General features: G+C 63.7%; 21 protein-coding genes. 4 read left to right on the top strand and 17 right to left on the bottom strand.

Annotated features, from left to right (window positions below; translation table 11 throughout):
• The 3 genes from KHQ24_RS17940 to plaP all read left to right on the top strand — a co-directional run.
• On the top strand, positions 1–334 hold a 334-nt coding region (locus KHQ24_RS17940; RefSeq protein WP_323129445.1), incomplete at its 5' end, for a LysR substrate-binding domain-containing protein.
• 237 nt (positions 335–571) lie between these two features.
• The gene (gene yoeI, locus KHQ24_RS24585; RefSeq protein ID WP_096335043.1) at positions 572–634 is read left to right on the top strand and encodes a membrane protein YoeI; all 63 of its coding nucleotides are present in this window, start codon (positions 572–574) and stop codon (positions 632–634) included.
• Positions 624–1,982, top strand: a complete 1,359-nt coding sequence (gene plaP, locus KHQ24_RS17930; protein WP_004148994.1) for a putrescine/proton symporter PlaP — start codon at positions 624–626, stop codon at positions 1,980–1,982. The genes yoeI and plaP overlap by 11 nt, the downstream gene beginning before the upstream one ends.
• Positions 1,983–2,851: 869 nt before the next feature.
• On the opposite strand, the gene KHQ24_RS17925 is transcribed toward plaP, so the two are convergent.
• The 4 genes from KHQ24_RS17925 to nifL all read right to left on the bottom strand — a co-directional run bounded on the left by KHQ24_RS17925 (position 2,852) and on the right by nifL (position 8,011).
• Positions 2,852–3,367: a nitrogen fixation protein NifQ gene (locus KHQ24_RS17925; RefSeq protein ID WP_004203576.1), complete on the bottom strand. Its 516-nt coding sequence runs from the start codon at positions 3,365–3,367 to the stop codon at positions 2,852–2,854.
• A complete protein-coding gene (gene nifB, locus KHQ24_RS17920; protein ID WP_004203575.1) occupies positions 3,367–4,773 on the bottom strand; it encodes a nitrogenase cofactor biosynthesis protein NifB in 1,407 nt (468 codons plus the stop codon). Before nifB ends, KHQ24_RS17925 begins: the two co-directional genes overlap by 1 nt.
• Positions 4,774–4,937: 164 nt before the next feature.
• Positions 4,938–6,530, bottom strand: coding sequence for a nif-specific transcriptional activator NifA (gene nifA, locus KHQ24_RS17915; RefSeq protein WP_135683281.1), 1,593 nt, complete (start codon positions 6,528–6,530; stop codon positions 4,938–4,940).
• The gene (gene nifL, locus KHQ24_RS17910) at positions 6,527–8,011 is read right to left on the bottom strand and encodes a nitrogen fixation negative regulator NifL (protein WP_065877370.1); all 1,485 of its coding nucleotides are present in this window, start codon (positions 8,009–8,011) and stop codon (positions 6,527–6,529) included. Before nifL ends, nifA begins: the two co-directional genes overlap by 4 nt.
• A gap of 319 nt (positions 8,012–8,330) precedes the next feature.
• On the opposite strand from nifL, the gene KHQ24_RS17905 reads away from it, so the two are divergent.
• Positions 8,331–8,861, top strand: coding sequence for a flavodoxin (locus KHQ24_RS17905; RefSeq protein WP_032456835.1), 531 nt, complete (start codon positions 8,331–8,333; stop codon positions 8,859–8,861).
• A 22-nt stretch (positions 8,862–8,883) separates the two neighbouring features.
• On the opposite strand, the gene nifM is transcribed toward KHQ24_RS17905, so the two are convergent.
• The 13 genes from nifM to nifD form a co-directional block, all read right to left on the bottom strand.
• Positions 8,884–9,684 (bottom strand): nitrogen fixation protein NifM, encoded by an 801-nt coding sequence (gene nifM, locus KHQ24_RS17900; RefSeq protein WP_211777382.1) that lies wholly within the window; start codon positions 9,682–9,684, stop codon positions 8,884–8,886.
• Positions 9,684–10,127 (bottom strand): nitrogen fixation protein NifZ, encoded by a 444-nt coding sequence (locus tag KHQ24_RS17895; RefSeq protein ID WP_211777381.1) that lies wholly within the window; start codon positions 10,125–10,127, stop codon positions 9,684–9,686. Before KHQ24_RS17895 ends, nifM begins: the two co-directional genes overlap by 1 nt.
• Entirely contained in the window at positions 10,124–10,381 is a 258-nt protein-coding gene (locus KHQ24_RS17890; RefSeq protein WP_004203568.1) for a nitrogenase-stabilizing/protective protein NifW, read from the bottom strand. The genes KHQ24_RS17895 and KHQ24_RS17890 overlap by 4 nt, the downstream gene beginning before the upstream one ends.
• Before the next feature lie 2 nt (positions 10,382–10,383).
• Complete coding sequence (nifV, locus tag KHQ24_RS17885) at positions 10,384–11,526, bottom strand: homocitrate synthase (protein ID WP_032456840.1); 1,143 nt, start codon at positions 11,524–11,526, stop codon at positions 10,384–10,386.
• A 15-nt stretch (positions 11,527–11,541) separates the two neighbouring features.
• Positions 11,542–12,744 carry a cysteine desulfurase NifS gene (gene nifS, locus KHQ24_RS17880; protein ID WP_032456832.1) on the bottom strand — a complete coding sequence of 401 codons (1,203 nt, stop codon included), beginning with the start codon at positions 12,742–12,744 and terminating at the stop codon, positions 11,542–11,544.
• Between the two features lie 15 nt (positions 12,745–12,759).
• Positions 12,760–13,599: a Fe-S cluster assembly protein NifU gene (gene nifU / locus KHQ24_RS17875; protein ID WP_004203564.1), complete on the bottom strand. Its 840-nt coding sequence runs from the start codon at positions 13,597–13,599 to the stop codon at positions 12,760–12,762.
• A gap of 194 nt (positions 13,600–13,793) precedes the next feature.
• Positions 13,794–14,264 carry a NifB/NifX family molybdenum-iron cluster-binding protein gene (locus KHQ24_RS17870; protein ID WP_004203562.1) on the bottom strand — a complete coding sequence of 157 codons (471 nt, stop codon included), beginning with the start codon at positions 14,262–14,264 and terminating at the stop codon, positions 13,794–13,796.
• Positions 14,251–15,636, bottom strand: a complete 1,386-nt coding sequence (gene nifN, locus KHQ24_RS17865; protein WP_135683282.1) for a nitrogenase iron-molybdenum cofactor biosynthesis protein NifN — start codon at positions 15,634–15,636, stop codon at positions 14,251–14,253. The genes KHQ24_RS17870 and nifN overlap by 14 nt, the downstream gene beginning before the upstream one ends.
• A 9-nt stretch (positions 15,637–15,645) precedes the next feature.
• Positions 15,646–17,019, bottom strand: a complete 1,374-nt coding sequence (gene nifE / locus KHQ24_RS17860; RefSeq protein WP_032454924.1) for a nitrogenase iron-molybdenum cofactor biosynthesis protein NifE — start codon at positions 17,017–17,019, stop codon at positions 15,646–15,648.
• A gap of 843 nt (positions 17,020–17,862) precedes the next feature.
• Positions 17,863–18,525 (bottom strand): NifB/NifX family molybdenum-iron cluster-binding protein, encoded by a 663-nt coding sequence (locus tag KHQ24_RS17855; protein ID WP_004203559.1) that lies wholly within the window; start codon positions 18,523–18,525, stop codon positions 17,863–17,865.
• A gap of 10 nt (positions 18,526–18,535) precedes the next feature.
• Positions 18,536–18,754 carry a putative nitrogen fixation protein NifT gene (nifT, locus tag KHQ24_RS17850; protein ID WP_004203557.1) on the bottom strand — a complete coding sequence of 73 codons (219 nt, stop codon included), beginning with the start codon at positions 18,752–18,754 and terminating at the stop codon, positions 18,536–18,538.
• Positions 18,755–18,793: 39 nt separating this feature from the next.
• On the bottom strand, positions 18,794–20,356 hold the full coding sequence (nifK, locus tag KHQ24_RS17845; RefSeq protein WP_135683283.1) for a nitrogenase molybdenum-iron protein subunit beta: 1,563 nt from the start codon (positions 20,354–20,356) through the stop codon (positions 18,794–18,796).
• A 55-nt stretch (positions 20,357–20,411) separates the two neighbouring features.
• Entirely contained in the window at positions 20,412–21,860 is a 1,449-nt protein-coding gene (gene nifD / locus KHQ24_RS17840; protein ID WP_049003984.1) for a nitrogenase molybdenum-iron protein alpha chain, read from the bottom strand.
• Positions 21,861–21,862 lie beyond the last annotated feature (2 nt).

The following is a 21,862-nucleotide window of genomic DNA, read 5'->3' as shown; positions in this document are numbered from 1 at the left end:
GAGCTGGCGAACTCTGCGCCGTTACCGCGCGGTCGCCACCGGCGAGGGCGGGGCGCTGCTCGGCGATCAGGAGACCCTGACGGTATGTGACGTTACGGGGCAGCTGGCGCTGCTGCGCATGGGGCTGGGGTGGGGCTGCCTGCCGCGTTACCAGGTGCAGGGGCTGCTGGAGAGCGGCGAACTGGTCAGCTTGACCGTGCGCGGGCAGTCGCCTCGTCAGCACGCGTGGATCGGCTGGAATGACGCTACCTGCGGTTTGGCTGGTAAATGGTGGCGGGAAACGCTATTAGCAAATAGTGCTATTTTTACAATTTATCATATGGAAACCGTATAGATATTAGCACGTTAAAAAATATGCTTACGCAATGAACTTCATAACATCTTGTCAACGCCGTTGAATTTGTTGCAAAATATGCGGCCTGAAAACCAGAGACTAGCCGACGCTTTTTTTTAAAGTGTCGGTTATTTTTTTGGTCGAAAGACACATCATTCAATACCAAGAGGCCGGGCTTCGTACCGGATAGATATTTACTAAAAACCGACAGTCGTTGTCGCTGAGGAATAGAAAGAAATGGGGCAATTTTTTGCTTACGCGCTGGCGTTCACCGTAAAAGGGGATAACTATGTCGCATAACGCTACTCCAAATACCTCTCGCGTGGAATTACGTAAAACACTTACGCTAGTTCCGGTTGTAATGATGGGCCTGGCCTATATGCAGCCGATGACGCTGTTCGATACGTTTGGTATCGTCTCTGGTATGACCGACGGTCACGTGCCGACGGCCTACGCCTTTGCGTTAATCGCTATCCTGTTTACTGCGCTGAGCTACGGCAAGCTGGTACGTCGTTACCCGTCCGCCGGCTCGGCGTATACCTATGCACAGAAATCCATCAGCCCGACCGTTGGCTTTATGGTGGGTTGGTCCTCGCTGCTCGACTACCTGTTCGCGCCGATGATCAACATTCTGCTGGCGAAAATCTATTTTGAAGCGCTGGTGCCTTCGATTCCGTCGTGGGTGTTTGTTATCGCGCTGGTCGCCTTTATGACCGCCTTTAACTTGCGCAGCATTAAATCCGTGGCCAACTTCAACACCGTGATCGTGGTGCTGCAGGTGGTGCTGATTGCCGTCATTCTCGGCATGGTGATTTATGGCGTGTTTGAAGGCGAAGGCGCCGGTACGCTGGCCAGCAGCCGTCCGTTCTGGTCCGGTGACGCGCACGTGATCCCGATGATTACCGGGGCGACGATCCTGTGCTTCTCGTTTACCGGCTTCGACGGCATCAGCAACCTGTCTGAAGAGACCAAAGATGCAGAGCGCGTCATTCCGCGCGCGATCTTCCTGACCGCGCTGATCGGCGGCCTGATCTTCATCTTTGCCACCTACTTCCTGCAGCTGTACTTCCCGGATATCTCGCGCTTTAAAGATCCGGATGCGTCACAGCCGGAAATTATGCTCTACGTGGCAGGTAAAGCCTTCCAGGTGGGCGCGCTGATCTTCTCCACCATCACCGTACTGGCTTCCGGTATGGCGGCGCACGCTGGCGTGGCGCGTCTGATGTACGTGATGGGTCGTGACGGCGTATTCCCGAAAAGCTTCTTCGGCTACGTCCACCCGACCTGGCGCACCCCGGCGATGAACATCATCCTGGTCGGCGCTATTGCCCTGCTGGCGATTAACTTCGACCTGGTGATGGCGACGGCGCTGATTAACTTTGGTGCGCTGGTGGCGTTTACCTTTGTTAACCTGTCGGTAATTTCGCAGTTCTGGATCCGTGAGAAACGCAACAAGACGCTGAAAGACCACTTCCAGTATCTGTTCCTGCCGATGTGCGGCGCCCTGACCGTCGGCGCGCTGTGGGTCAACCTGGAAGAGAGCTCGATGATTCTGGGCCTGATCTGGGCCGGTATCGGTCTGGTCTATCTGGCCTGCGTGACCAAAAGCTTCCGCAACCCGGTGCCGCAGTACGAAGACGTGGCGTAAGGCGTAGCGTGATGTGAATGAGAAAAGCCGGAGGGAAACCTCCGGCTTTTTTTCGTCTGCGCTTGTTCGATACCGGGACCTGTTTTTTGCCCGGCGGCGCTGCGCTTGCCGGGCCAACGGTGTAGTGTAACTTTCTGATAAGTAAATGGCTTTGTAGGCCGGGTCAGGCGCAGCCGCCACCCGGCACAAAAGCGGCTCCGCGCCCGCTGCCCTTGCCCGGCAATATGTTGGCCACGGAAACGACTGCCGGACGGTTCCCTCTCCCCCCGGGAGAGGTTAGGGTGAGGGAAAGCACTGCTGGGAAGTCTTTTATGTTATCTGTGGCTTCAGCGGGCATTGCGCTCCCGGTAAGTCTTCTGCGTTATGTCTCTCATGGCGCAGGGAGCGCACAGGGGGCGGCCAGTCGCCGCCGCCCCCTGTACCCCCGGGCTCCGGCCAGCAAAATCGCCGCTACGCGGTACCTTCGACTTATCCCTGCAGGCTTCGGGTCGGGCCGAGGCAGCGTCCATGCAAAACACGGCCCTCAGCCCGCATCCATGCGGGCTGCCCCGGCCTTCCGGGAACGTCTCAGCGATTTTGAGGCCGCCAGCACCGGCAGTTTCAGTCACGCAAGTGGGTAAATCAAGGACAGGTCGCACGAACCCTGTAGGCCGGGTAAGGCGCCAGCCGCCACCCGGCACAAAAGCGGCTCCGCGCCCGCTGTCCTTGCCCGGCGGCGCTGCGCTTGCCGGGCCTACGGTATTGAATAACCTTCTGATATATAAATGGCTTTGTAGGCCGGGTAAGCGAAGCGCCACCCGGCAGATATTCGCGTAAAGCGGTAAAACAGAAGCAGTATTGGGTTAGCGGTCAGGACACCTGCGGGTTGTTTATTGCGGCGGCGGTTCGAAGCAGAGGCTGCGCTCCAGGCACTCGTCGCAGCTCGGCGAGCGGCAGACGATCTCCCCCTGCGACTGCAGGCAGCGCTGGCGATAAAAGAACTTTTTCCAGCGCATATGGTGGACGTTCTGCGCCACCAGCTGCGGAAAGCAGTCGCGCATCAGCCGGCCCAGTTCCGCCCGCGAATCCAGACCCAGATCCTCCCACAGATGATTAAACGCCAGCGCCGCCCCGGCGACGATCGGCGCCATCGGTTCGGCTCCCGGCGCCATCCACTCCGCCAGCCACCGCGCCAGCTGGCGGCGCTCTTCGTCGCGGGTGGCATTCAGCTCCGTCATCAGCCGGCGGCGGCTCAGCGCCTCGCTGTCCAGCGGCGTCGCCATTTCGCCCAACCGCTGCTGCAGGGCCAGCCACGCCTCGACGCTCAGACCCATCCGCAGCGGAAAGCAGCCTTTTCCGGCGTGATACAGTCGCCACAGGCGGGTCAACCAGTCAACCGGCGCCATCAGGCGACCCCCTGACGCAGACGCGATGCCGCCAGGCTCTGTCGCCGCCGCTGCCACCAGGCGGGCAGCACCTCGGCGACCGACCGCCACGCGCCATCCACCTGCGGCTCAATGCCCTGTCGCTCGAGCTGTTGCCATGGCGTATGGCCGATACGCACGCAGAACACCGCTTTCACGTCGGCGAGCAGCGCGAGGAGCGCCGCCAGTCTGGCCTCGTTCTCCTGCGGTTCGCACTCCTCCGCGCCGCGGCAATATTTCGGCGTAAAGCGCTCGCCTACCAGCACCATGCCGGCGGCCGACAGGCTGTAGATCGAGAAGCGGTCGGCATGGCCAAAATGACAATCAATCACCTCGCCGCGGCTGGAGGCTACCGCCACCAGACAGGCGTCATCCGCCTCCGACTCTCCCCGGGTGGCGAGGCTGGCATGAAGTTCGGCGCGTTGGTGGAGGATGGGCAGCCAGTCGGGGAGGCTGTCCGGGTCCGGAAGCTGGGTAAACTGCTGGCTGCGATCTTCGCCCAGCATGCCGATGGCGTCGGCGCGGCACTGGTGGCAGTGGGTCATCTGCGGCATCGCTGCCCCGCACTGGCTGCGGATCGCGGCGAGCATCCCGGCGTCCGGTTCCGGCTGGCCGTTGAGGCCAAAGACCGTGCCGTGCTCCGGTCTGGCAATCAGCGGCATAATATTGTGAATAAACGCGCCGCTTTCCCGCAAACAACGGCTGACCTCGGCCATGCCGCTGTCGTTGATCCCCGGGATCAGCACCGAGTTTATCTTGACCAGCACCCCGGCGTTGGTTAGCCTGCGGACCCCCTCCAGCTGGCGGGCTATCAGGATCTCCCCGGCTTCCCGACCGCGGTAGCGTTCGCCGTCGAGCCACAGCCAGGCGTAGATTTGCCCGGCGATCTCGGCATCCAGAGTGTTGATGGTCACCGTAACGTGATCCACGCCGACCTCCAGCAGGCGATCCACCGCGTCGGGCAGCATCAGCCCGTTGGTCGACAGGCATAATTTCAGGTCCGGAAGCTGGTCGCGGACCAGCTCCAGGGTGCGGAAGGTGCGGGTCATATTGGCCAGCGGATCGCCGGGCCCGGCAATGCCAACCACCGACAGCTGCGGGATGGCCTGGGCCACCTGGCGCACTTTCAGCACCGCCTGCTCGGGGGTCAGCAGCGTCGATGACACCCCGGGGCGGGATTCATTGCTGCAGTCGAATTTACGGTTGCAGTAGTTGCACTGCAGATTGCAGGCCGGGGCGACCGGGAGATGCATCCGGGCGAAACGGTGGTGCCCGCTGCGGGAGTAGCAGGGGTGCGCGGCGACCTTATCGGCCACCCGCGGCGCTAACGCGCTGGCGTCCGCCGACTGACAGGCGTTGCCGCCGGAAAAAGAAGAGCAGGAAGTCATGGTCGTACCTTCTTGGTTGGGCGATACCTTCCTGCTGCAAAGGGCATACCAGAGAGCGATTTTATATCAAACTGAAAAATAATGAGTTATTCCGCTTCCCTGCGGCAAAATATTGTCGTGTTCCCGCCGCACGGGCGACAATGTCCTGAACCTGACACCGCGGCCTACAGACGCGGCAGGGTGATATCCATGATCTGGATCCGGTAGGCGACCTGGCGCGGCGTCATCCCCAGCAGCCGCGCCGCCTTGGCCTGCACCCAGCCGGCTTTTTCCAGCGCGGCGATCAGCCGCTGGCGTTCATCCAGGCTGTTGTCCAGCCAGCTGTCTTCCGCTGGCCCGCTGGCGGGCAGGGCTTTGGCCGGACGTTCCTGGTGGGTGAAGAGGATCACGTCGCGATCGATCAGGCCGCTCTCGGACATCACCGCCGATCGTTCGAGGCAGTTCTCCAGTTCGCGGACGTTGCCCGGCCAGCTGTACTCCATCAGCAGGCGGATCGCCCCCTCGCTGATCCGCAGCGTGCGCCCCTGATGCTGGCCAATTTTGCGCACCAGAAAGTGCGCCAGCTCGGCGATGTCCTCCTGACGCTCGCGCAGCGGGGGCAGGGCGATGGGCATCACGTTCAGGCGATAGTAAAGATCCTCGCGGAAGTGGCCCAGCCGGACCTCCTCCTCCAGGTGGCGGTTGGTGGCAGCGATGATGCGGACATTCACCCGCAGGGTCTCATCGCCGCCGACCCGCTCCATCTCCCCCTCCTGGAGGATGCGCAGCAGCTTAGCCTGGAATGAGGCGCTGCTTTCGCCAATCTCGTCGAGAAACAGGGTGCCACCATCCGCCAGCTCAAAACGCCCCTTACGCTGGCGCACCGCCCCGGTAAAGGCGCCTTTTTCATGGCCGAACAGTTCGCTTTCCAGCAGGTTGTCCGGCAGCGCCGCGCAGTTAAATTTGACGAAGGCGGCGCCAGCCCGCGGCGAATGGTGGTGGATGGCATTGGCGATCAGCTCCTTCCCGGTGCCGCTTTCGCCGCGCACCAGCACGGTGGTGTCCCAGCGCGAAACCTGGCGGATCACCTCCACGATCTGGCGCATCGCCGGGCTCTTGCCGACCATATTGTCAAGGCCCACCCCGCGCGACGACGAGCAGGCCGGCGGCCGTTCCACCTTCGGCGGCCGTTCCACCTTCGGCGGCTGGCGGCCCGGCAGGGTGGCGGAGGCCGGGAGGATCATCAACCGGATGGTCTGGGCGATGAGGTTGGCGACGGTTTCGAGAAAGCGGGTGCAGGCCGGCAGCCGCTCTTCCTGGCGCGCCATCGGCTGGGCCGCCAGCACTCCCATGGGCCGGGCGTTGGGCCCCATTAGCGGCACGGCGATAAACGGCAGGTCATAATCGTAGAGGCTCAGACGGTCGAGAAAACGCTGATCGTCGGCGACCCGCGGCAGCACCAGCGACTGCCCCTGGGCCAGCACCGTCCCCACCAGCCCCTCGCCGGGACGATAGCGGATCTGCGCGCTGCCGGGGAGGGTCTGCTGCTCGGTTTGCTGCAGCGCTTCGATACTGAGGATCTCCTGCTCGCTGTCGTAAAGACAGATCATCCCGTGCTGCATAAAGGCATCGTTGTGCAATACGCTGAGCACCTCCTGTAGCGTTTTGCTGGCCTCGGTGGCGCGGCTCAGCACCACGCTTATCCGCTGCATGGCGGTGAACTGCTGAGAGAGGTCGAAGCGTCTGACGGTGGTGTCCGGGTCGGATTCGGGGATCATGCTTCACCTCCGTTCAGGGTGTTAAACAACGGGAAACGCAGGGTCAGGCAGGTGCCGCCCTGCGGCCGGGAAGCCAGCTCGATGGCCCCGCGATGGTGCGCCACCAGGGTCTGGATCAGCCGCAGCTCCATGCCTTTGCCCGGCGAATTCAGTGCGTCGGGGGAGTGGGCGTAGCGCACCTGCAGCAGCGGCACGTTGTCGGTCAGGTACAGCGCCAGCCAGCCGTCGTTTTCCTCGGCATAGAGCTGCATCGCCAGCGGGACGGAAGGCAGCTCGGCGGCGAGGGCCAGGGTGCGGTCGAGCCACAGGCTTAAGCACGCCAGCAGCTGAGTGCGCTGGCCAAAGCCGATCAGATGTGGTGAGGCCATGTCCAGCTGTAGCCCCTCGGGATCGAAGCGGGTGCGGTAGAGGGCGCACAGGTCGTCGAAAAAGGGCTGCAGCGGCCAGACGGCGGGGCTTTCGAGTTCCAGCGACGGGCGACAGCGCTGGAGCCGGGCCATCGCCTCTTCCCCTTCTCGCCAGGCGGCCTCCAGCGCCACGTTGCCGCTGCTCTCGCCGTTCAGCCGACGGGCCGCCGCCAGCATGTTAATCGGGCAGTTCAGCTGGATCAGCGCGGCGTCCAGCGACTCGCGGATCGCCGCCAGCAGCTTGCCGGCGGTCATTTGCTGCTTCAGCCGGTCGAGGCGGCCCTGCTCCTGCTGCTGGCGCTGCTGGGTACAGTCGGCGATCACCACCAGGCTTCGCGCCAGGGCGCTGTCGATAAAGTAGCGGCTGGCCTCTTCGCTGACGCCGGGCAGCGGCCAGCAGGTCACCGACAGCCAGCGCGCGGCCCCGCGGATCGCCACCGGCAGGATCTGTTCCACGCCGGGCGTCATTCGGCCAGGGGAGACCTGCAGCTCGGTGAGCAGCTCCCGGCCGCCGCAGTCGGCGCAGAAGGTTTTATAGGCGAGGTTGTCCATCACCACCCGATCCTGCTCGTCCACCACCACCACGGCGGCGGGAATATTATTCAGCACCGCCTCCATCAGGGTCATATGGTTGCGCAGCCGCTGCTCCAGGGTATAGCTGACGCTGATATCCCGCTGCATCGCCAGATAGTGCTCCAGTTCCCCCTGCGGACTGAGCACCGGAGTGATGTCAATCTCCACCAGGTACAGGCCGCCGTCACGCCGCTGGTTAATCAACTGGCCGCGCCACGGCTGACGCTGGAGCAGGGTGTGCCACATCTCCTGATAGATCTCGCGCGGCGTCTGGCTGCTGGCCAGCAGGCGCGGGTTCTGATTTAACAATTGCGCCAGCGAATAGCCGGTCTGGCGGCAAAACGCCGGGTTGGCGTAGATGATCCTGGCGCTGGCGTCGGTGAGGGAGATCGCCACCGAGGCCTGTTCCACCATGGTAAAAAACAGCCCCGGATGTTGTTGAGTCAGCGCGCCGGCGATGGCTTCCGGCGCGGCGTTATCGAGCATCATATTCAGGGTCATCGTAAACTCCTGTGTCGCAGTTATGACAAATTGTCCGACACCCTGCGCGGATCGCGGCGGGCTGAGCCGAACCCGGATAACCATGCAAACTGTGCGCCCTTATCGAAACGACCGAACGAAACATTGATCCGACAGGGGGAAAATCCGCTGATTTTTACCTTTCGGCCCGCCGGGGCCGCCTTTCGCGGGCGCTGCTGCGGCGGGAAGCGATCCTGATGGGGCAGGGATGGGCCGTCACGGTGCAGGGCAACCTGGCACAGCCTTCGCAATACCCCTGCGGTTATCCCTATTTCCGACACCATTCCGACAGGAGCGTACTATGGCCAACATTGGCATTTTCTTTGGCACCGATACCGGTAAAACCCGCAAAATCGCGAAAATGATCCACAAGCAATTAGGGGAGGCCGCCGCCGCCCCGGTCAATATTAACCGCGCCACGCTGGCGGACCTGCTGGCCTACCCGGCGCTGCTGCTGGGCACGCCGACGCTTGGCGACGGCCAGCTGCCGGGCCTTGAGGCCGGGGGCGAGAGCGAGTCGTGGGCGGAATTTCTTCAGACCCTCGGCGACGTCAGCCTGCAGGGGAAAACGGTGGCGCTGTTTGGCCTCGGCGATCAGCGCGGCTATCCCGATAACTTCGCCAGCGGGCTGCGGCCGCTGTACGACGCCCTGCGCGCCCGCGGGGCGACGATGATCGGCAGCTGGCCGAACGAGGGGTATGAGTTCAGCGCCTCATCGGCGCTGGAGGGGGAGCGGTTTGTCGGGCTGGTGCTGGACCAGGATAACCAGTTCGACGAAACCGAAACGCGCCTGGCTACCTGGCTTGAGGAGATTAAACCGCACCTGCTGTAAACGCTGGCGGGTGGCCTGTCGGCTACCCGCACAGCCCCGGCTGGCGCGCTAACATCTCAGCCAGCCACTGGCGCTGGTGGCGGCGCTGGCTCTGTTGACTAAGGTAATCGCGGGCGCTTTCCAGCGCCTGCTCAGGCGTCATCGGCGCGGCGGGGCGGATGGCTTCGCACCATACCAGGTGCCAGCCCAGCTCGCTGGCCACCGGCGCGCTCAGCGCGTTTTCCGTCAGCGCGAACAGGGCCTCCTCCAGCTGCGGATAAAGCAACCCCCGGCCGATCCACCCCAGCAGTCCGCCGTCGAGGGCGCTTGGACAGTGGGAGTGTCGCTGGGCCAGCGGCGCAAACGCCTCGCGGGAGGCCGCGATTTGCCCATGAAGCGCCTGGATGCGCGAGTAAACCGCCGGGTCGTCGCCATCGACGGTGAGCAGCAGATGGCGGGTCAACCGCTGTTCCGGGCGGATAAACTGCGCCTGATGCCGCAGATACCAGGCCTGCACCGTGGCGGGATCCGGCTGCGGCGCCTGGCTGGCAATCCCGGCGAAGGCGGTTTCCAGCCGGGCATGATGCAGGACGATCGCCGCCCGCTCCGGCGGCGTAAACCCGCCCTCATCCAGCCAGGCGCCCAGCGAAGCGGCGAGGCCTTCCCGTAGCGCGGCGGGGATCGCCTCCGCCGCGACCTGGGCGACCAGCGCCTGCTCCACGCTGGCCTGACGCTGCCAGGCCGCCTCGAAGGCCTCCCGGTCCGCCGCGGCGATGGCCGCCGGTTCGCAGTTCCAGCGGCTCTGCGCCAGCCGCCGCCGGCCAAATCGTTGCCATGGCTGCATTATTCTTCCTCCTCTGCCAGGGCCAGCGCGGTCACCGGCACCAGGAACCAGCGGCCGCCGAAGTCGACGATATAGCCGTCGCCGCGCTCGCCCCGATCGGTGGCTTCAATGCGCCCCTGCTGACCGACGTTGACCACCACTTCGCCCTGCAACGTCAGCGCCGTCTGGCAGGTGACGTTATCGCCATACTGCAGATTCCCCGCCAGCCAGGGCCGATCGCCGGCAATCAGCTCCTGTTCGCGGCAGCCGACAACCCGGTCACAGTCCGGGAAGTGGATCTGGTAGATGATCTGGTCCTGCAAGAACACCCCCCAGTCGCGGACATAGCCGATGCTGCCCCGGCGCACCAGCAGGGCGCCGGATGGCAGGCCCGCATAGGTGCCATCGTTGCGGATGGCGCGCACGACGCGGACCGCTTCGCTAAAGGTGAATGTGGGTCTCATGGCCTGTTCTCCTCGAACTGTTGCTGATAACTCTCCGCCAGCAGCCGGCGCGCCAGCAGCCAGTGCGCGCGCGGGTTCTCCTCCAGCTGGTTGAGCAGAGGCACTTCCGCCTTCAGCTTACGGTGAAAGGCGGCCAGCACCGGCAGGCTGCAGTGGGCCAGACGCTCGGGCTGGTAGGGAACGGCGAAAAACTGAAAGAAGGCGTCGGCGGAGCGCAGGTCGTCTACGCCGGGGATCTGATAAAACCACTCCATGCTTACCCCCTGGCCTGCAGCGTTTCGGCGCCACAGAGCGCGTGAAAGATTGCCGCCAGCTCATCATCCCGCGGGCTGCGTTTACCGGTTTCCGCAAAGTGGCGGAGCGCGGGCAGCAGCTGGTCAATTTGCGCTGACGTCAGGTGATAGCCCATCCGGTCGAAGACGCCGTTAACCGCCTGGCGACCAGAGTGTTTGCCCAGCACCAGCCGATAGCCGCGGCCCAGCAGGGCGGGGTCGATCGCCTGATAGCTCTCGCTGTCGCGCAGCAGCGCCGCGACGTGCACGCCGGATTCGTGGGTAAAGACCAGCTCGCCCACCAGCGGCTGCTGGGGATCCACCGGGCGGCGGGTGGCGAGGGCCACCTGTTCGCACAGCGCCGGCAGGGCGGTGAAACGCACCCCGGTCTCGACGCCCAGGCAGCGCTCCAGCCCGAGCGCCACGGTCTCCAGCGCCGCGTTGCCCGCCCGTTCGCCCAGGCCCAGCACGGTGGTGTTCACGCTGGTGGCCCCGGCGCGGACCGCCGCCAGGGTGTTGGCGGTAGCCAGGCCCAGATCGTTATGGGCGTGCATCTCGAGTTCGCCGGGCCAGACGCGGCGCAGGGCGGCGATCTGCGCCGCGGTAGTGAACGGGTCGAGGATACCGAGGGTATCGGCATAGCGCAGACGGGTGGCTCCCGCCTCGCCGGCCTGCCGGGCAATGTCCTGCAGCGTCGCGTCGCTGGCTCGCGAGGCGTCCTCACAGCCAATGCAGACCTTCAGGCCAAGGGTGTGGGCGAGGTGGATCAGGGCCGCCAGCCGCTCCAGCAGCAGCGGTAAGCTCTCGCGCAGTTTGTACTGCCGCAGCTTGTCGGAGGCGGGAATGGAGATATCCACCCAGTCCATGCCCAGCTCGGCGCTCTGGCGAATTTCGCCGGCCTGCATTCGGCACCAGGTCATCAGCGTGGCGCCCGGGAGCTGACGGCGCACCAGCCGGATACGGGCGCACTCCTCCTCGCCCATCGCCGGGGTGCCGACCTCCAGCGCCTCGATCCCCGCCGCGTACAGCGCCTCGGCGATGGCGATTTTTTCGCTGGCCTGGAAGGCCACGCCGGGACTCTGTTCGCCATCGCGCAGGGTGGTGTCATTGATCAGTACGCGTCCCATTTTCGTCTCTCCGTCTTAACCGTAGACCGGCGTGAAGGCGCCATCCTGCAGGTGCGGCTGGCCGTTCCGCCAGTAGGGCGACAGGGCGCGCAGCCGGTCGATAATGGGCGGCAGGGCGGCGATGACGTAGTCGATCTCTTTTTCCCGGGTGTAGCGCGAGAGGGAGAAGCGAACGGTGCCGTGGGCCGCGGTGTAGGGGATATTCATCGCCCGCATGACGTGCGACGGCTCCAGCGAGCCGGAGGTGCAGGCGCTGCCGCTGGAGGCGGCGATCCCGGCCTGATTCATCAGCAGCAGGATCGCCTCGCCTTCAATGCACTCGAAGGCCAGATTAAGCGTGCCGGGCACCCGCGGCTGGCTGCCGCCCATCACCGTTACCGCCGGGATAGTGGCCTGGAGATGGTGTGCAAGGCGATCGCGCAGCTGGCTAATCTGCGCCATGCCCGGGAGATGGACCTGCGCCAGCTCGCTGGCGGCACCCATCCCGACAATGCCGCTGATATTTTCCGTACCGGCCCGCCGGCCATGCGCCTGGTGGCCGCCGCGCAGCAGCGGGCGAAACCGCGTTCCCCGCCGCAGCCAGAGGCAGCCCACCCCTTTGGGGCCGTGGAATTTATGCGCCGAGCAGGAGAGCATATCGATCCGCGTCTGGCTGAGCGCCATCGGGATTTTGCCCACCACCTGCACGGCGTCGCAGTGAAACAGCGCGCCCTGCTCATGGGCCAGCTCCGCCAGCTCGGGCACCGGGAACATGACGCCGGTTTCGTTATTGGCCCACATAATGCTGACCAGCGCCACGCGCGGGCTAAGCGCCGCCCGAAACTGCGCCATATCGAGGGCCCCCTGCCGATCCACGGCGATACGGTGGATCAGGTATCCCTGGCGCTCCAGCTGTTCGCACACCGCCAGGGTGGCGGGATGTTCGACCACGCTGGTGATGATCTCGCGCCGCTCCGGCATCAGGGCCACCGCCGAGGCGATGGCGGTGGTGGTGGCCTCGGTGGCGCAGGAGGTAAAGATGATCTCGCTGGGGTAGTCGGCTCCGAGCAGGGCGGCCACCTGTTGGTGCGCCCGTTCAAGGGCGGCCTGCGCCGGCAGACCAAAATCGTGTATCGACGAAGGGTTGCCGTAAAAGTCGGTCAAAAAGGGCATCATCGCGTCGAGAACCATCGGGTCGAGACGGGTGGTGGCGTTGTTATCGAGATAAACAGGTTTCATCGTATCCCCCTTGGGTTAGTTAACCGCGGCCGGGGCCGCCACCACGTCCATGTAACTTCCGGTACGCTCCATCAGCTTCTGCTGCAGCCAGGCGAGGGTCATGTCGGTCATCATGCAGCCGCTGCAGCTGCCGGAGAGGCTGACGGTCACCTGGCGCGGGGTGACGCTCACCAGCGTCATGTCGCCGCCGTCGGCCTGAATGTGCGGGCGCAGCTCGTTGATGGTATCGACCACGCTTTGCCAGTGCGCATCCTGGGTCGTCTCCGCCGGCAGGGGGGCGGGCGGCTGTTGGGCGAGGATCGCCGCCAGCGCCAGCTCAATTTTTTCATGGCAGGCGGTACAGCCCCCGCCGGCCTTGGTGTAGTTGATCACTTCCTCGAGGGTGGTCAGGCCGTTGTTCACCACGGCCCGGCGAATATGCCCTTCGTCGACGCCGAAGCATTTACAGATCAGCTTGCCCTCCTCATGCTCCTCCTCAAGGCTTTCGCCGCGAAAATGGGCGATGGCCGCACGCAGCGCCTCCTGGCCCATCACCGAGCAGTGCATTTTCTCCGGCGGCAGACCGTCGAGGTAGTCGGCGATCTGCTGGTTGGTGATCTGCCCGGCTTCGGTCAGGGTGTGGCCGATAATCAGCTCCGTCAGCGCGGAAGAGGAGGCGATGGCGCTGCCGCAGCCGAAGGTCTGGAAGCCGGCCTCCTCGATGATCTCGGTGTGCGGATCAACCCGCAGCATCAGGCGCAGCGCATCGCCGCAGCTTAATGAACCCACATCGCCCACCGCGTTGGCGTTGTCGACCACGCGCGCGTTGCGGGGATGAAAAAAATGGTCTTTCACTTTCTCGGAGTAGTTCCACATGCTGTCAGCTCCAGGGATGATGACGAAAATGCCGGGGCGCGGTGCACCGCAGACTGGCGGTGGTACTGTTCCCCAAGCAATTGCAGTACCAACGCATAAAAACCTTATTTATTAATTATCTGGCTGAATCAGCTCCCCCGACAGAGCCGACACTGTTGTGGCGTTTTGTGGGCTTTGTCACATAAACGACAGGCTCAGGGCTGCGGGTCGGGCTCCTCCCGCCATGTCTGCTCCTCCAGCAGGCGGTTAAAGCGCTGCGGGTCGCGTTGCCGCGTGCTGCGGCGCTGCGCTTTTTCATACCAGGAGAGCTGGATCTCCTGCAGTAAGCCGAGGATGGTGGTCTGGTCGGGAACCCGTTCGGCGCGGACGCCCACCTGCAGCAGCTGGCGAAAAACCGCCTCGCCAATCGCCACGCAGAACAGGGTGACGCAATCCTCCAGGGCGTGGACACGCTCGGCTATCTTCTCGGTCTGATGGCCGCTGACGACCGGGAACTCCACCACCCGCAGCAGGGTGACTCGATCCGCCTTGACGCCGTAGACCACCAGCCGCGGCGTGGCGCCAAAATGCTGATCGACGTGGCGGTAATCGGAGCTGGCGAAGGCGACTTTCATCGACCACTCGTCGGCGTGGACCATCTCAAACTGTCGGTTAATGGGCGGCATAAGTGTCTCCTGAAGCCGGCTGGGGGTCGGCGCCCTGGCGAAGCGGCGAGCGGTAGAGGGCGGTGTGGTGATGGCGGTCGCGCAGCAGATTGGCCAGCTCAAACAGCGTGTCGCGCATGCCGGGGTACCCCTGGCGGACCCGGCGAAACTCGCCGAGCCGGTCGAAAAGGGGAAAGCCGACGCGGATCAGCGGCAGGGCAAACTGCTCCGCCAGATCGCGGGCGTGCGAGTTAGCCACCAGCAGATCGGCGGGTTGGTGGCTCAGCAACTGCTGGAGATCCTCAAGATCCCCCGGCACCACCTGCTCGACCGGCAGCTGGCGCAGGCTGGGGTGGCTGGTGGGGGCGACCAGCGGGCCGGGCTGGATCCCCTGGCTGCGGGCGAAATCACACCATGCCGCCAGCAGGTCGCCCTCCGCGGCCATCGCCATGCGCTGGCCCTGCAGCCACATATGGCAGTCGATCATCGCATCCTGCAGCTGGCCGCGCTGGCGCTCAATCCAGGCCGGTACGCGGCGTCCGGACAGCTTCGCCAGCTGATGGATAAAGGTATCGCAGTGGTCGAGAGTCATCAGGTGCGGCAGGGCGATCACGTCCCCCCGGCTGCGCTGGCTCAGGAGGGATGCCGCCCGCTGCATTGACACGCCGATGGCGAAGCTGCCCAGACTCTGGCCCATCTGCGCAATCTGGCGCAGCGAGGCGCCGCCCTGGGTCAGGGGCGTAAAATCCCCCTGACCGAGGTGGCCATCCATCGACAGCGAGAGGTCCGGCAGGACCACCGGCTGCAGGCCAAAGGCCTCCACGCAGCGGCTCAGCCATTCGATATCCCCTGGCGAACAGAGGTGGCTGACCAGCAGGTTGACCCGCCGGGGGCGCTGCCCCGGCCGCGGCGTCGGCGCCACCCACTGCTCGATGATGCTCTCGATCACCGCGCTGTAGCCGTTTTCCATAGAGCCAAAAAAATCCGGGGTGTTGACGGTGAGGATCGCCACCCCGTTATGGCGGGGATGCGCCTCGCGAAACTGGCGCACCACCCGGGCGATATCGCTGCCCTGCGCTTCCGCCAGACCGGTGCTGAGCAGCACGATGGCCTGCGGACTGTGGCGCTGGCAGAGGGTGTCGAGCGCGGTGAAGATATTGCCGTCGGCCCCCATGATCGTGGCGGTCGGATCCATGGCCGTCGACTGCAGCGGCACCGGGTCATGGAAATGCTGAATAAAGAAAACTTTGGCGAAGGCGCTGCAGCCCTGGGCGCCGTGGACCAGCGGGATGGCCTGGGCCAGCCCGAGGCTGGCGAGGATCGCCCCGAGCGGTTGCCCGGTTTTAATCGGGCTCACCGCCAGCGGTTTTTCGCTACGGATAAGGTCTGCCATGGTGTTCTCCTAGCGCCACGGGGCGCGGGCATGCGTTTGCGGCCAGACGGGGCTGGCGAGGGTCAGACAAAGCTGGCGGGCGAGGGTGATGATGCCCTGGTAGCCAGCGTAGGCGTGCTCCCGCTCCTGATTGATATCGAGAAACGGCAGCCGGGCTTTCCAGGCGGTGTACATATTGCGTCCGCCGGCGATCATCAGGTCGGCCTGATAGCGGTACACCACGTCGAGCAGGGTGCGGGCGTTGCCCTCCTCAAGCATCACCGCCTCGTCGCCCATCAGCTCCCGGATCCGCTGTTTATCCTCCTCGGTGGATTTCCGCGTGCCGGTGGCCACCACGGTCATGCCGAGATCCTGCAGGGCCGAGACCACCGACCAGGATTTCACGCCGCCGGTGTAGAGCAGCACCTTGCGCCCGCGGAGCTGCTCGCGCCACGGCGCCAGCGCCTGCTCCGCCGCTCGCTCCTCGCGGGCGATCAGCGCCTCGGTGCGGCGGCACAGGTCGTCATCCCCCAGCAGCGCCGCCAGCTGGCGCAGGGCGTCGGAGGTGGCGCGGATCCCGTAGAAGCTGCCTTCAAACCACGGCGTGCCGTAGCGCAGCTCCAGCCCCCGGGCGACGTTGATCAGCGCCCGCGAGCAGACCAGCATATTGGCCTGCGCCCGGTGCAGGGTCTGGATCTCGGCAAAGCGGCCGTCGCCGGAGAGGCTGCCGAGGACGCGGATCCCCAGCTCGTCGAGCAGCGGCTGGACCTGCCAGAACTCGCCGGCGATATTGAATTCGCCAATCAGGCCGATATCGTGGCGCTGGGCCGGGGCAAAGGGCGTGTTGTCCGGCCACGGGGCGGGTTCGCGCTGGCCAATCACCTGCCTGAGCATCACGTCGCCCGCCATCCGGTTGCCAAGATTTTTGCTGCCGTAGAAGCCGGCGGCGTCAATGGCGATGACCGGGACGCCGGTGGCGGTCTGCGCGGCCTGGCATACCGCTTCGATGTCATCGCCCTCCATCGCCGGTACGCAGGTGTTGTAGATAAAGACCGCCGCCGGGCGATAGCGGTCGACGATGTGACGCACGGCGTGGAACAGACGGCGTTCGCCGCGGCCCATAATCACATCCTGTTCGTTGAGATCGGTGGTAAAGCCGAGCCGGTTGAGGGCCGGGCCGGCGCTGACGCTGCCACGGTTATCCCACGAGCTGCCCGCGCAGCCGATGGGGCCGTGCACCAGGTGCGCGACGTCGGCGATGGGCAGGAGCGTTATCTGCGCGCCGTCGAAGGCGCAGCCGCCGGCGGTGGCGCCGGGCTTAGGGGCGCTGCAGCCGGATTTTTGCTTCTGGTTGTGCTCGCAGGCGGGTTCGTCCAGCAGCGCCAGAATTTCCTTTCCCTTCATAGTGACCTCGTTGACGGTGGGAGACCGGAGAGGTGATGCAATTCGCGCTCCAGGGAGAAGGGGATTGATTTTTAAGGAAAAAGGGTTGTGGGTTTTGCGACAAAGGCAACAATCGGACAAGGGGGGGCATGATTTATCGCGCTGATAACTGGATTTACCGCGACAGTATTGCTGCAGACTGGTGAATGGCGGGAAGGGTCGATAAGGTGGAATATTCCGTTCACCGACCTTCCTCTCTATTTCATCGCGCCCTCTGCGGGTGAACGGCATGGGGGGCGTTTCGCCCGCCCCCCATGACCCCCCGCATGGCGCTGAAAATTGCCGCTGCGCGGTCCGCTCCACTCCGGCTTCATCTGGCGGAACGGGCGGACTCGACATCCCTGTCTCGACCGCCCTCTGGCCGCCGTCCTGGCGGCCAGTCCTGGATGCGCGCCTGCGTTCTCGCCAATTTTCCTGATGCGCCCAACCCCCCGCTGTCACTTTTGTCCCTGTCCTGCGGCGCTTGCCTTGCTGAAAGAAAGGATGTCCCTGCAGGGGTAAAAAAAGGCCCGCGGGGTCGGCGGGCAACAAGCACAACATTTCCTGATGCGCCTAACCCCCCGCTGTTACTTTTGTCCCTGTCCTGCGGCGCTTGCCTTGCTGAAAGAAAGGATGCCCCTGCGGGGGCAAAAATAAGCCCGCGGGGTCGGCGGGCAACAAGCACAACATTTCCTGATGCGCCCAACCCCCCGCTGTCACTTTTGTCCCTGTCCTGCGGCGCTTGTCTTGCTGAAAGAAAGGATGCCCCTGCGGGGGCAAAAAAAAGGCCCGCGGGGTCGGCGGGCAACAAGCACAACACAACGATTAAAAAACACGTTCCTCCAGAGGGTTATCCCGGTTGAGGCGCTTCGCCAGCCACGGCGGCAGCCGACCGGCCAGCATCGCGCTCACCGCGGCGCACTGCGCCTGAATCGTCGTGCCCGGTGGCGCTTTCATCGGATGGATCTGATGGCGGATCAACCTCGCGGCGGCAGGCCCGCCAATCTCCTGACAAAACAGCAGATGGCAATCCTCCAGTAGCCTGGCGCGCATCTCGCTGGCGTCAGACGCCGCCGAAGGGGAGGCATAGCGGCGCAGATCTGCCAGCCAGCCGCCCTGGTCATCGAAGGCATAGATAAAAAACAGCCGGTTCTGGCCAAAATGACCATTGATGGTCAGGCCATCCTGCGAGCAAAAAGCGACCCGCAGCTGCGGCGTTCGCTGAGGGTGGCGGGCGATGCGTAAATGGCCGGGCAGCGCCCCCTGAAGGCAGGCGATGACCCGCGCCCAGCGGGCCGGGGACATCACCGCCGTCGCCGAAGGAAAGCTGGCGGCCAGCTGAGGCTGCGTCAGGGTGGTTAAGCGTGCCGGGGTCAAGGTCTCGCCGCACTCCTGCGCCAGCCAGTCGACGACTTGCACCGGCTGCAGCTCCGGCAGCGTCTGGAACAGCGCCAGCAGACGCCAGAAAAGGGTATCGTTATCGGACATTTCCAGCTCCTTATAGCAGCGTGCTGCGGGTGGCGCGCAGGCTTATCGGGAAGACCGGCCGCCCCGGCTGCGGATTGACGTAGTAGCGACGCCCCCCTTCAAGGGCAATCGCGCCGCCCCAGCGGTCGGTCTCGTCATGTTCGACCTGGAGCACCCGAGCCTCCAGATCCTGTTTGGCGATATAGGCATACAGCGCCTCGCCGCGCTCACGGAAAATCACGATGGGCATACTCCCTCCTGGCCCCGCCTGCGGCGGGGCGCCTGATGGTTAACGAACGAGGTCGAAGCTGTAATCGGTTTTGCCCAACTGGCTGGTCTCGTGGTCCAGTTTTTCCAGCACGGCGTTCACCAGCGTCGTGACGATGTTCATCGCGCCTTCATAGCCCCAGGTGGTCTGGCGGTGCAGATGATGGCGGTCGAACAGCGGAAAGCCGAGACGGATCAGCGGCACTTCGAAGGCTTTGCCCTTCGCCAGGGTATCGCGCTGGATAAACTTGCCGTAGGAGTTACCGATCATAAAGTCCGGCTGGCGGGTGAACATCAGCGACCGGAAGTGCCACAGGTCGCAGTTGATGAACACTTCGCTGTCCTGGCCGTACGGCGAGGCATCGAGCATTTTCTTCATCGCTTTTTGCCAGCGTTTATTGGCGTTATGGCTGAGGATCACCGTCGGCTCGCAGCCCAGCTCCAGCAGGAAGCGCGTCAGGCCCATCACGAAATCCGGATCGCCATAGAGGCCGAATTTTTTGCCGTGCAGCCAGGTGTGGGAGTCCAGCATCATGTCCACCAGCCGGCCGCGCTCCAGGGTCAGGGCGTCGGCGATCGGTTTGCCGGTTAGCTGACTAACGGTCATCAGCAGCGCGTCGGTAGCGGCCAGACCCAACGGAACGGCCACCTCCGTCGCGGGCTGATTCCACATCTCCTGAACCACCTTTTTGCTTTTCACCAGCTGCCACGGCTGCAGCAGGAGGGTGTCAATGGCGTCCGGCGCGGTTTTGATCTCCTGTTGGCTGGTGCCGCCGGCGTACATCCGGTAATGGCCGTCGGCGGGGGTGTCGAGCACCTCGGATGGGTCGGAGAGCAGGCTGCACGGGACATCCATCTGCGCCATCATCCGCTTCAGCACGCGGAAGTTGCCGAGATAGGTCTCAAATCCGGTCACCAGATTGAGCTTTTGCTGTTTGCCCGGCTGCCCGGCGTAGTCAGCGGTAAAGGTCTTCGCGAACCCTTCGAACATATTGTCCCAGCCGGTGACATGGCTGCCGATAAAGCTGGGGGTATGGGCGTAAGGAATGGCGATGCTGTCGTCAACAAATCCCTCTTTTTTGGCGTTGGCGATAAACGCCTGCAGATCGTCGCCGATCACCTCGGCCATGCAGGTGGTGGAGACGGCGATAATCTCGGGTTTATACAACGCGCTGGCATTCTGCAGGCCCAGATTCATGTTGTTGTTGCCGCCGAACACCGCCGCGTCCTCGGTCATGGAGTCGGAGACGCAGGCCACCGGCTCTTTAAAATGGCGGTTAAAGTAGGTGCGAAAATAGGCGACGCAGCCCTGGGAGCCGTGCACGTAGGGCAGGGTACCGGCGAACCCCAGCGCGCAGAGTACGGCGCCGAGCGGCTGGCAGGCTTTGGCCGGGTCGACGGTCAGCGCCTCGCGCTGGAAGTTCAGCGCTTCATACTCGGCGGTGGTGGTCCAGGCAAACACCTCCTGGACGCGCTGTGCGTCGTGCGCCTCTTCAAGGCTCTTTTTGTTCTGGAACAGGGTCTGGTATTCATCCTGTTCAAACAGCGGATAACAGCTGTGAATTTTATCGATCGTTTGGCTCATGGTGTTCTCCTCCCGCGCCACAAATCGGTGGACTGACGGGATAGTGAAGGGGCAATCACGCAGACTTCAGCCACGGGGCAGTCAGTTCGTTCCACGCCGGATTGTTCAGGGTCATATCCATATCGCGGGCAAAGATGGCGAAGCCGTCATAGCCGTGATAGGGGCCGGAATAGTCCCAGGAGTGCATCTGGCGGAACGGCACCCCCATTTTCTGGAAGATATATTTCTCTTTGATCCCGGAACCGATGAGGTCGGGCTTCAGCGCTTTGACGAAGGTCTCCAGCTCATAGCTGCTGGCATCGTCAAACAGCAGAGTGCCCTCTTTCAGGTCCGGCAGAGTGCGGTCGTAATCATCGTTATGGGCAAACTCGTAGCCGGCGGCGATGATCTCCATCCCGAGATCCTCATAGGCGCCGATGACGTGGCGCGGCCGCAGCCCCCCCATGTACAGCAGCACTTTGCGCCCCTCCAGTCGCGGGCGATATTTGGCGATGATGGCCGCCATCTGCCCCTCATATTTGGCGATCACCGCTTCCGCATTGGCGCGAATGGTGTCATCAAATTGATCGGCGATTTTGCGCAGTGATTCGGCGATTTTGGTCGGGCCGAAGAAGTTATATTCCATCCACGGGATCTGATGTTTCTCCTCCATATGGCGGGCGATATAGTTCATCGAGCGGTAGCAGTGGACGAGGTTGAGCTTAACGAACGGGGTGTTCTCCATCTCCACCAGGGTGCCGTCGCCGGACCACTGCGCCACTACCCGCAGCCCCATCTCTTCCAGCAGAATGCGCGAGGCCCAGGCGTCGCCGCCGATGTTGTAATCGCCAATGATGGCAACATCGTACGGGGTGCTGGCAAACGGCTGCCCTTCGCGATTGTTCAGCACCCAGTCGCGCACCACGTCGTTGGCGATATGGTGGCCCAGCGATTGCGAGACGCCGCGAAAGCCTTCGCAGCGCACCGGGATCACCGGTTTATCCAGCGCCTTGCTGCTGGCGTTGGCCACGGCGCTTATGTCATCGCCGATCAGGCCCACCGGGCACTCCGACTGGATAGTGATCCCTTTGGTCAGCGGGAACAGCAGCTCCATCTCTTCGATCAGTTTGCTCAGCTTTTTATCGCCGCCGAAGACAATATCGCGCTCCTGAAAATCAGAGGTGAAGTTCAGGGTGCCGAAGCTGTCGACACCGCTGACGCCGGTATAGTAGTTGCGCCGTCCGGCGCGCGAGTACTGGCCGCAGCCGATGGGGCCGTGCGAGATATGGGCCATGTCTTTGATTGGCCCAAACACCACCCCTTTCGAGCCGGCGTAGGCGCAGCCGCGCACGGTCATCACCCCGGGCTGCGATTTACGGTTCGAGATAATGCACTTGCCGACGCTCTCCATCTGCGGATCGCTGATCATCATGTGCTTTCTGCGCTCTTTGCGCGCGGTTTCGGGAAACACCTCCAGGACTTCCTGGATGAGCGCAAGGTTACGTTCGCCTGTTGCGTTGGTCATGG

The organism is Klebsiella sp. 54, assembly GCF_018223875.1.
GTDB lineage: Bacteria > Pseudomonadota > Gammaproteobacteria > Enterobacterales > Enterobacteriaceae > Klebsiella > Klebsiella quasipneumoniae.
This window is presented reverse-complemented; position numbering and strand designations above follow the sequence as displayed.

Coding starts and splice junctions, on each gene's coding strand:
- nifS (WP_032456832.1), bottom strand. CDS start 12,744: ATGAAACCTGTTTATCTCGATAACAACGCCACCACCCGTCTCGACCCG.
- nifU (WP_004203564.1), bottom strand. CDS start 13,599: ATGTGGAACTACTCCGAGAAAGTGAAAGACCATTTTTTTCATCCCCGC.
- nifL (WP_065877370.1), bottom strand. CDS start 8,011: ATGACCCTGAATATGATGCTCGATAACGCCGCGCCGGAAGCCATCGCC.
- KHQ24_RS17895 (WP_211777381.1), bottom strand. CDS start 10,127: ATGAGACCCACATTCACCTTTAGCGAAGCGGTCCGCGTCGTGCGCGCC.
- nifM (WP_211777382.1), bottom strand. CDS start 9,684: ATGCAGCCATGGCAACGATTTGGCCGGCGGCGGCTGGCGCAGAGCCGC.
- KHQ24_RS17925 (WP_004203576.1), bottom strand. CDS start 3,367: ATGGCGCCGGTTGACTGGTTGACCCGCCTGTGGCGACTGTATCACGCC.
- plaP (WP_004148994.1), top strand. CDS start 624: ATGTCGCATAACGCTACTCCAAATACCTCTCGCGTGGAATTACGTAAA.
- nifD (WP_049003984.1), bottom strand. CDS start 21,860: ATGACCAACGCAACAGGCGAACGTAACCTTGCGCTCATCCAGGAAGTC.
- KHQ24_RS17870 (WP_004203562.1), bottom strand. CDS start 14,264: ATGCCGCCCATTAACCGACAGTTTGAGATGGTCCACGCCGACGAGTGG.
- nifE (WP_032454924.1), bottom strand. CDS start 17,019: ATGAAGGGAAAGGAAATTCTGGCGCTGCTGGACGAACCCGCCTGCGAG.
- KHQ24_RS17905 (WP_032456835.1), top strand. CDS start 8,331: ATGGCCAACATTGGCATTTTCTTTGGCACCGATACCGGTAAAACCCGC.
- nifT (WP_004203557.1), bottom strand. CDS start 18,754: ATGCCCATCGTGATTTTCCGTGAGCGCGGCGAGGCGCTGTATGCCTAT.
- nifA (WP_135683281.1), bottom strand. CDS start 6,530: ATGATCCCCGAATCCGACCCGGACACCACCGTCAGACGCTTCGACCTC.
- nifB (WP_004203575.1), bottom strand. CDS start 4,773: ATGACTTCCTGCTCTTCTTTTTCCGGCGGCAACGCCTGTCAGTCGGCG.
- KHQ24_RS17855 (WP_004203559.1), bottom strand. CDS start 18,525: ATGTCCGATAACGATACCCTTTTCTGGCGTCTGCTGGCGCTGTTCCAG.
- nifN (WP_135683282.1), bottom strand. CDS start 15,636: ATGGCAGACCTTATCCGTAGCGAAAAACCGCTGGCGGTGAGCCCGATT.
- nifK (WP_135683283.1), bottom strand. CDS start 20,356: ATGAGCCAAACGATCGATAAAATTCACAGCTGTTATCCGCTGTTTGAA.
- nifV (WP_032456840.1), bottom strand. CDS start 11,526: ATGGGACGCGTACTGATCAATGACACCACCCTGCGCGATGGCGAACAG.
- KHQ24_RS17890 (WP_004203568.1), bottom strand. CDS start 10,381: ATGGAGTGGTTTTATCAGATCCCCGGCGTAGACGACCTGCGCTCCGCC.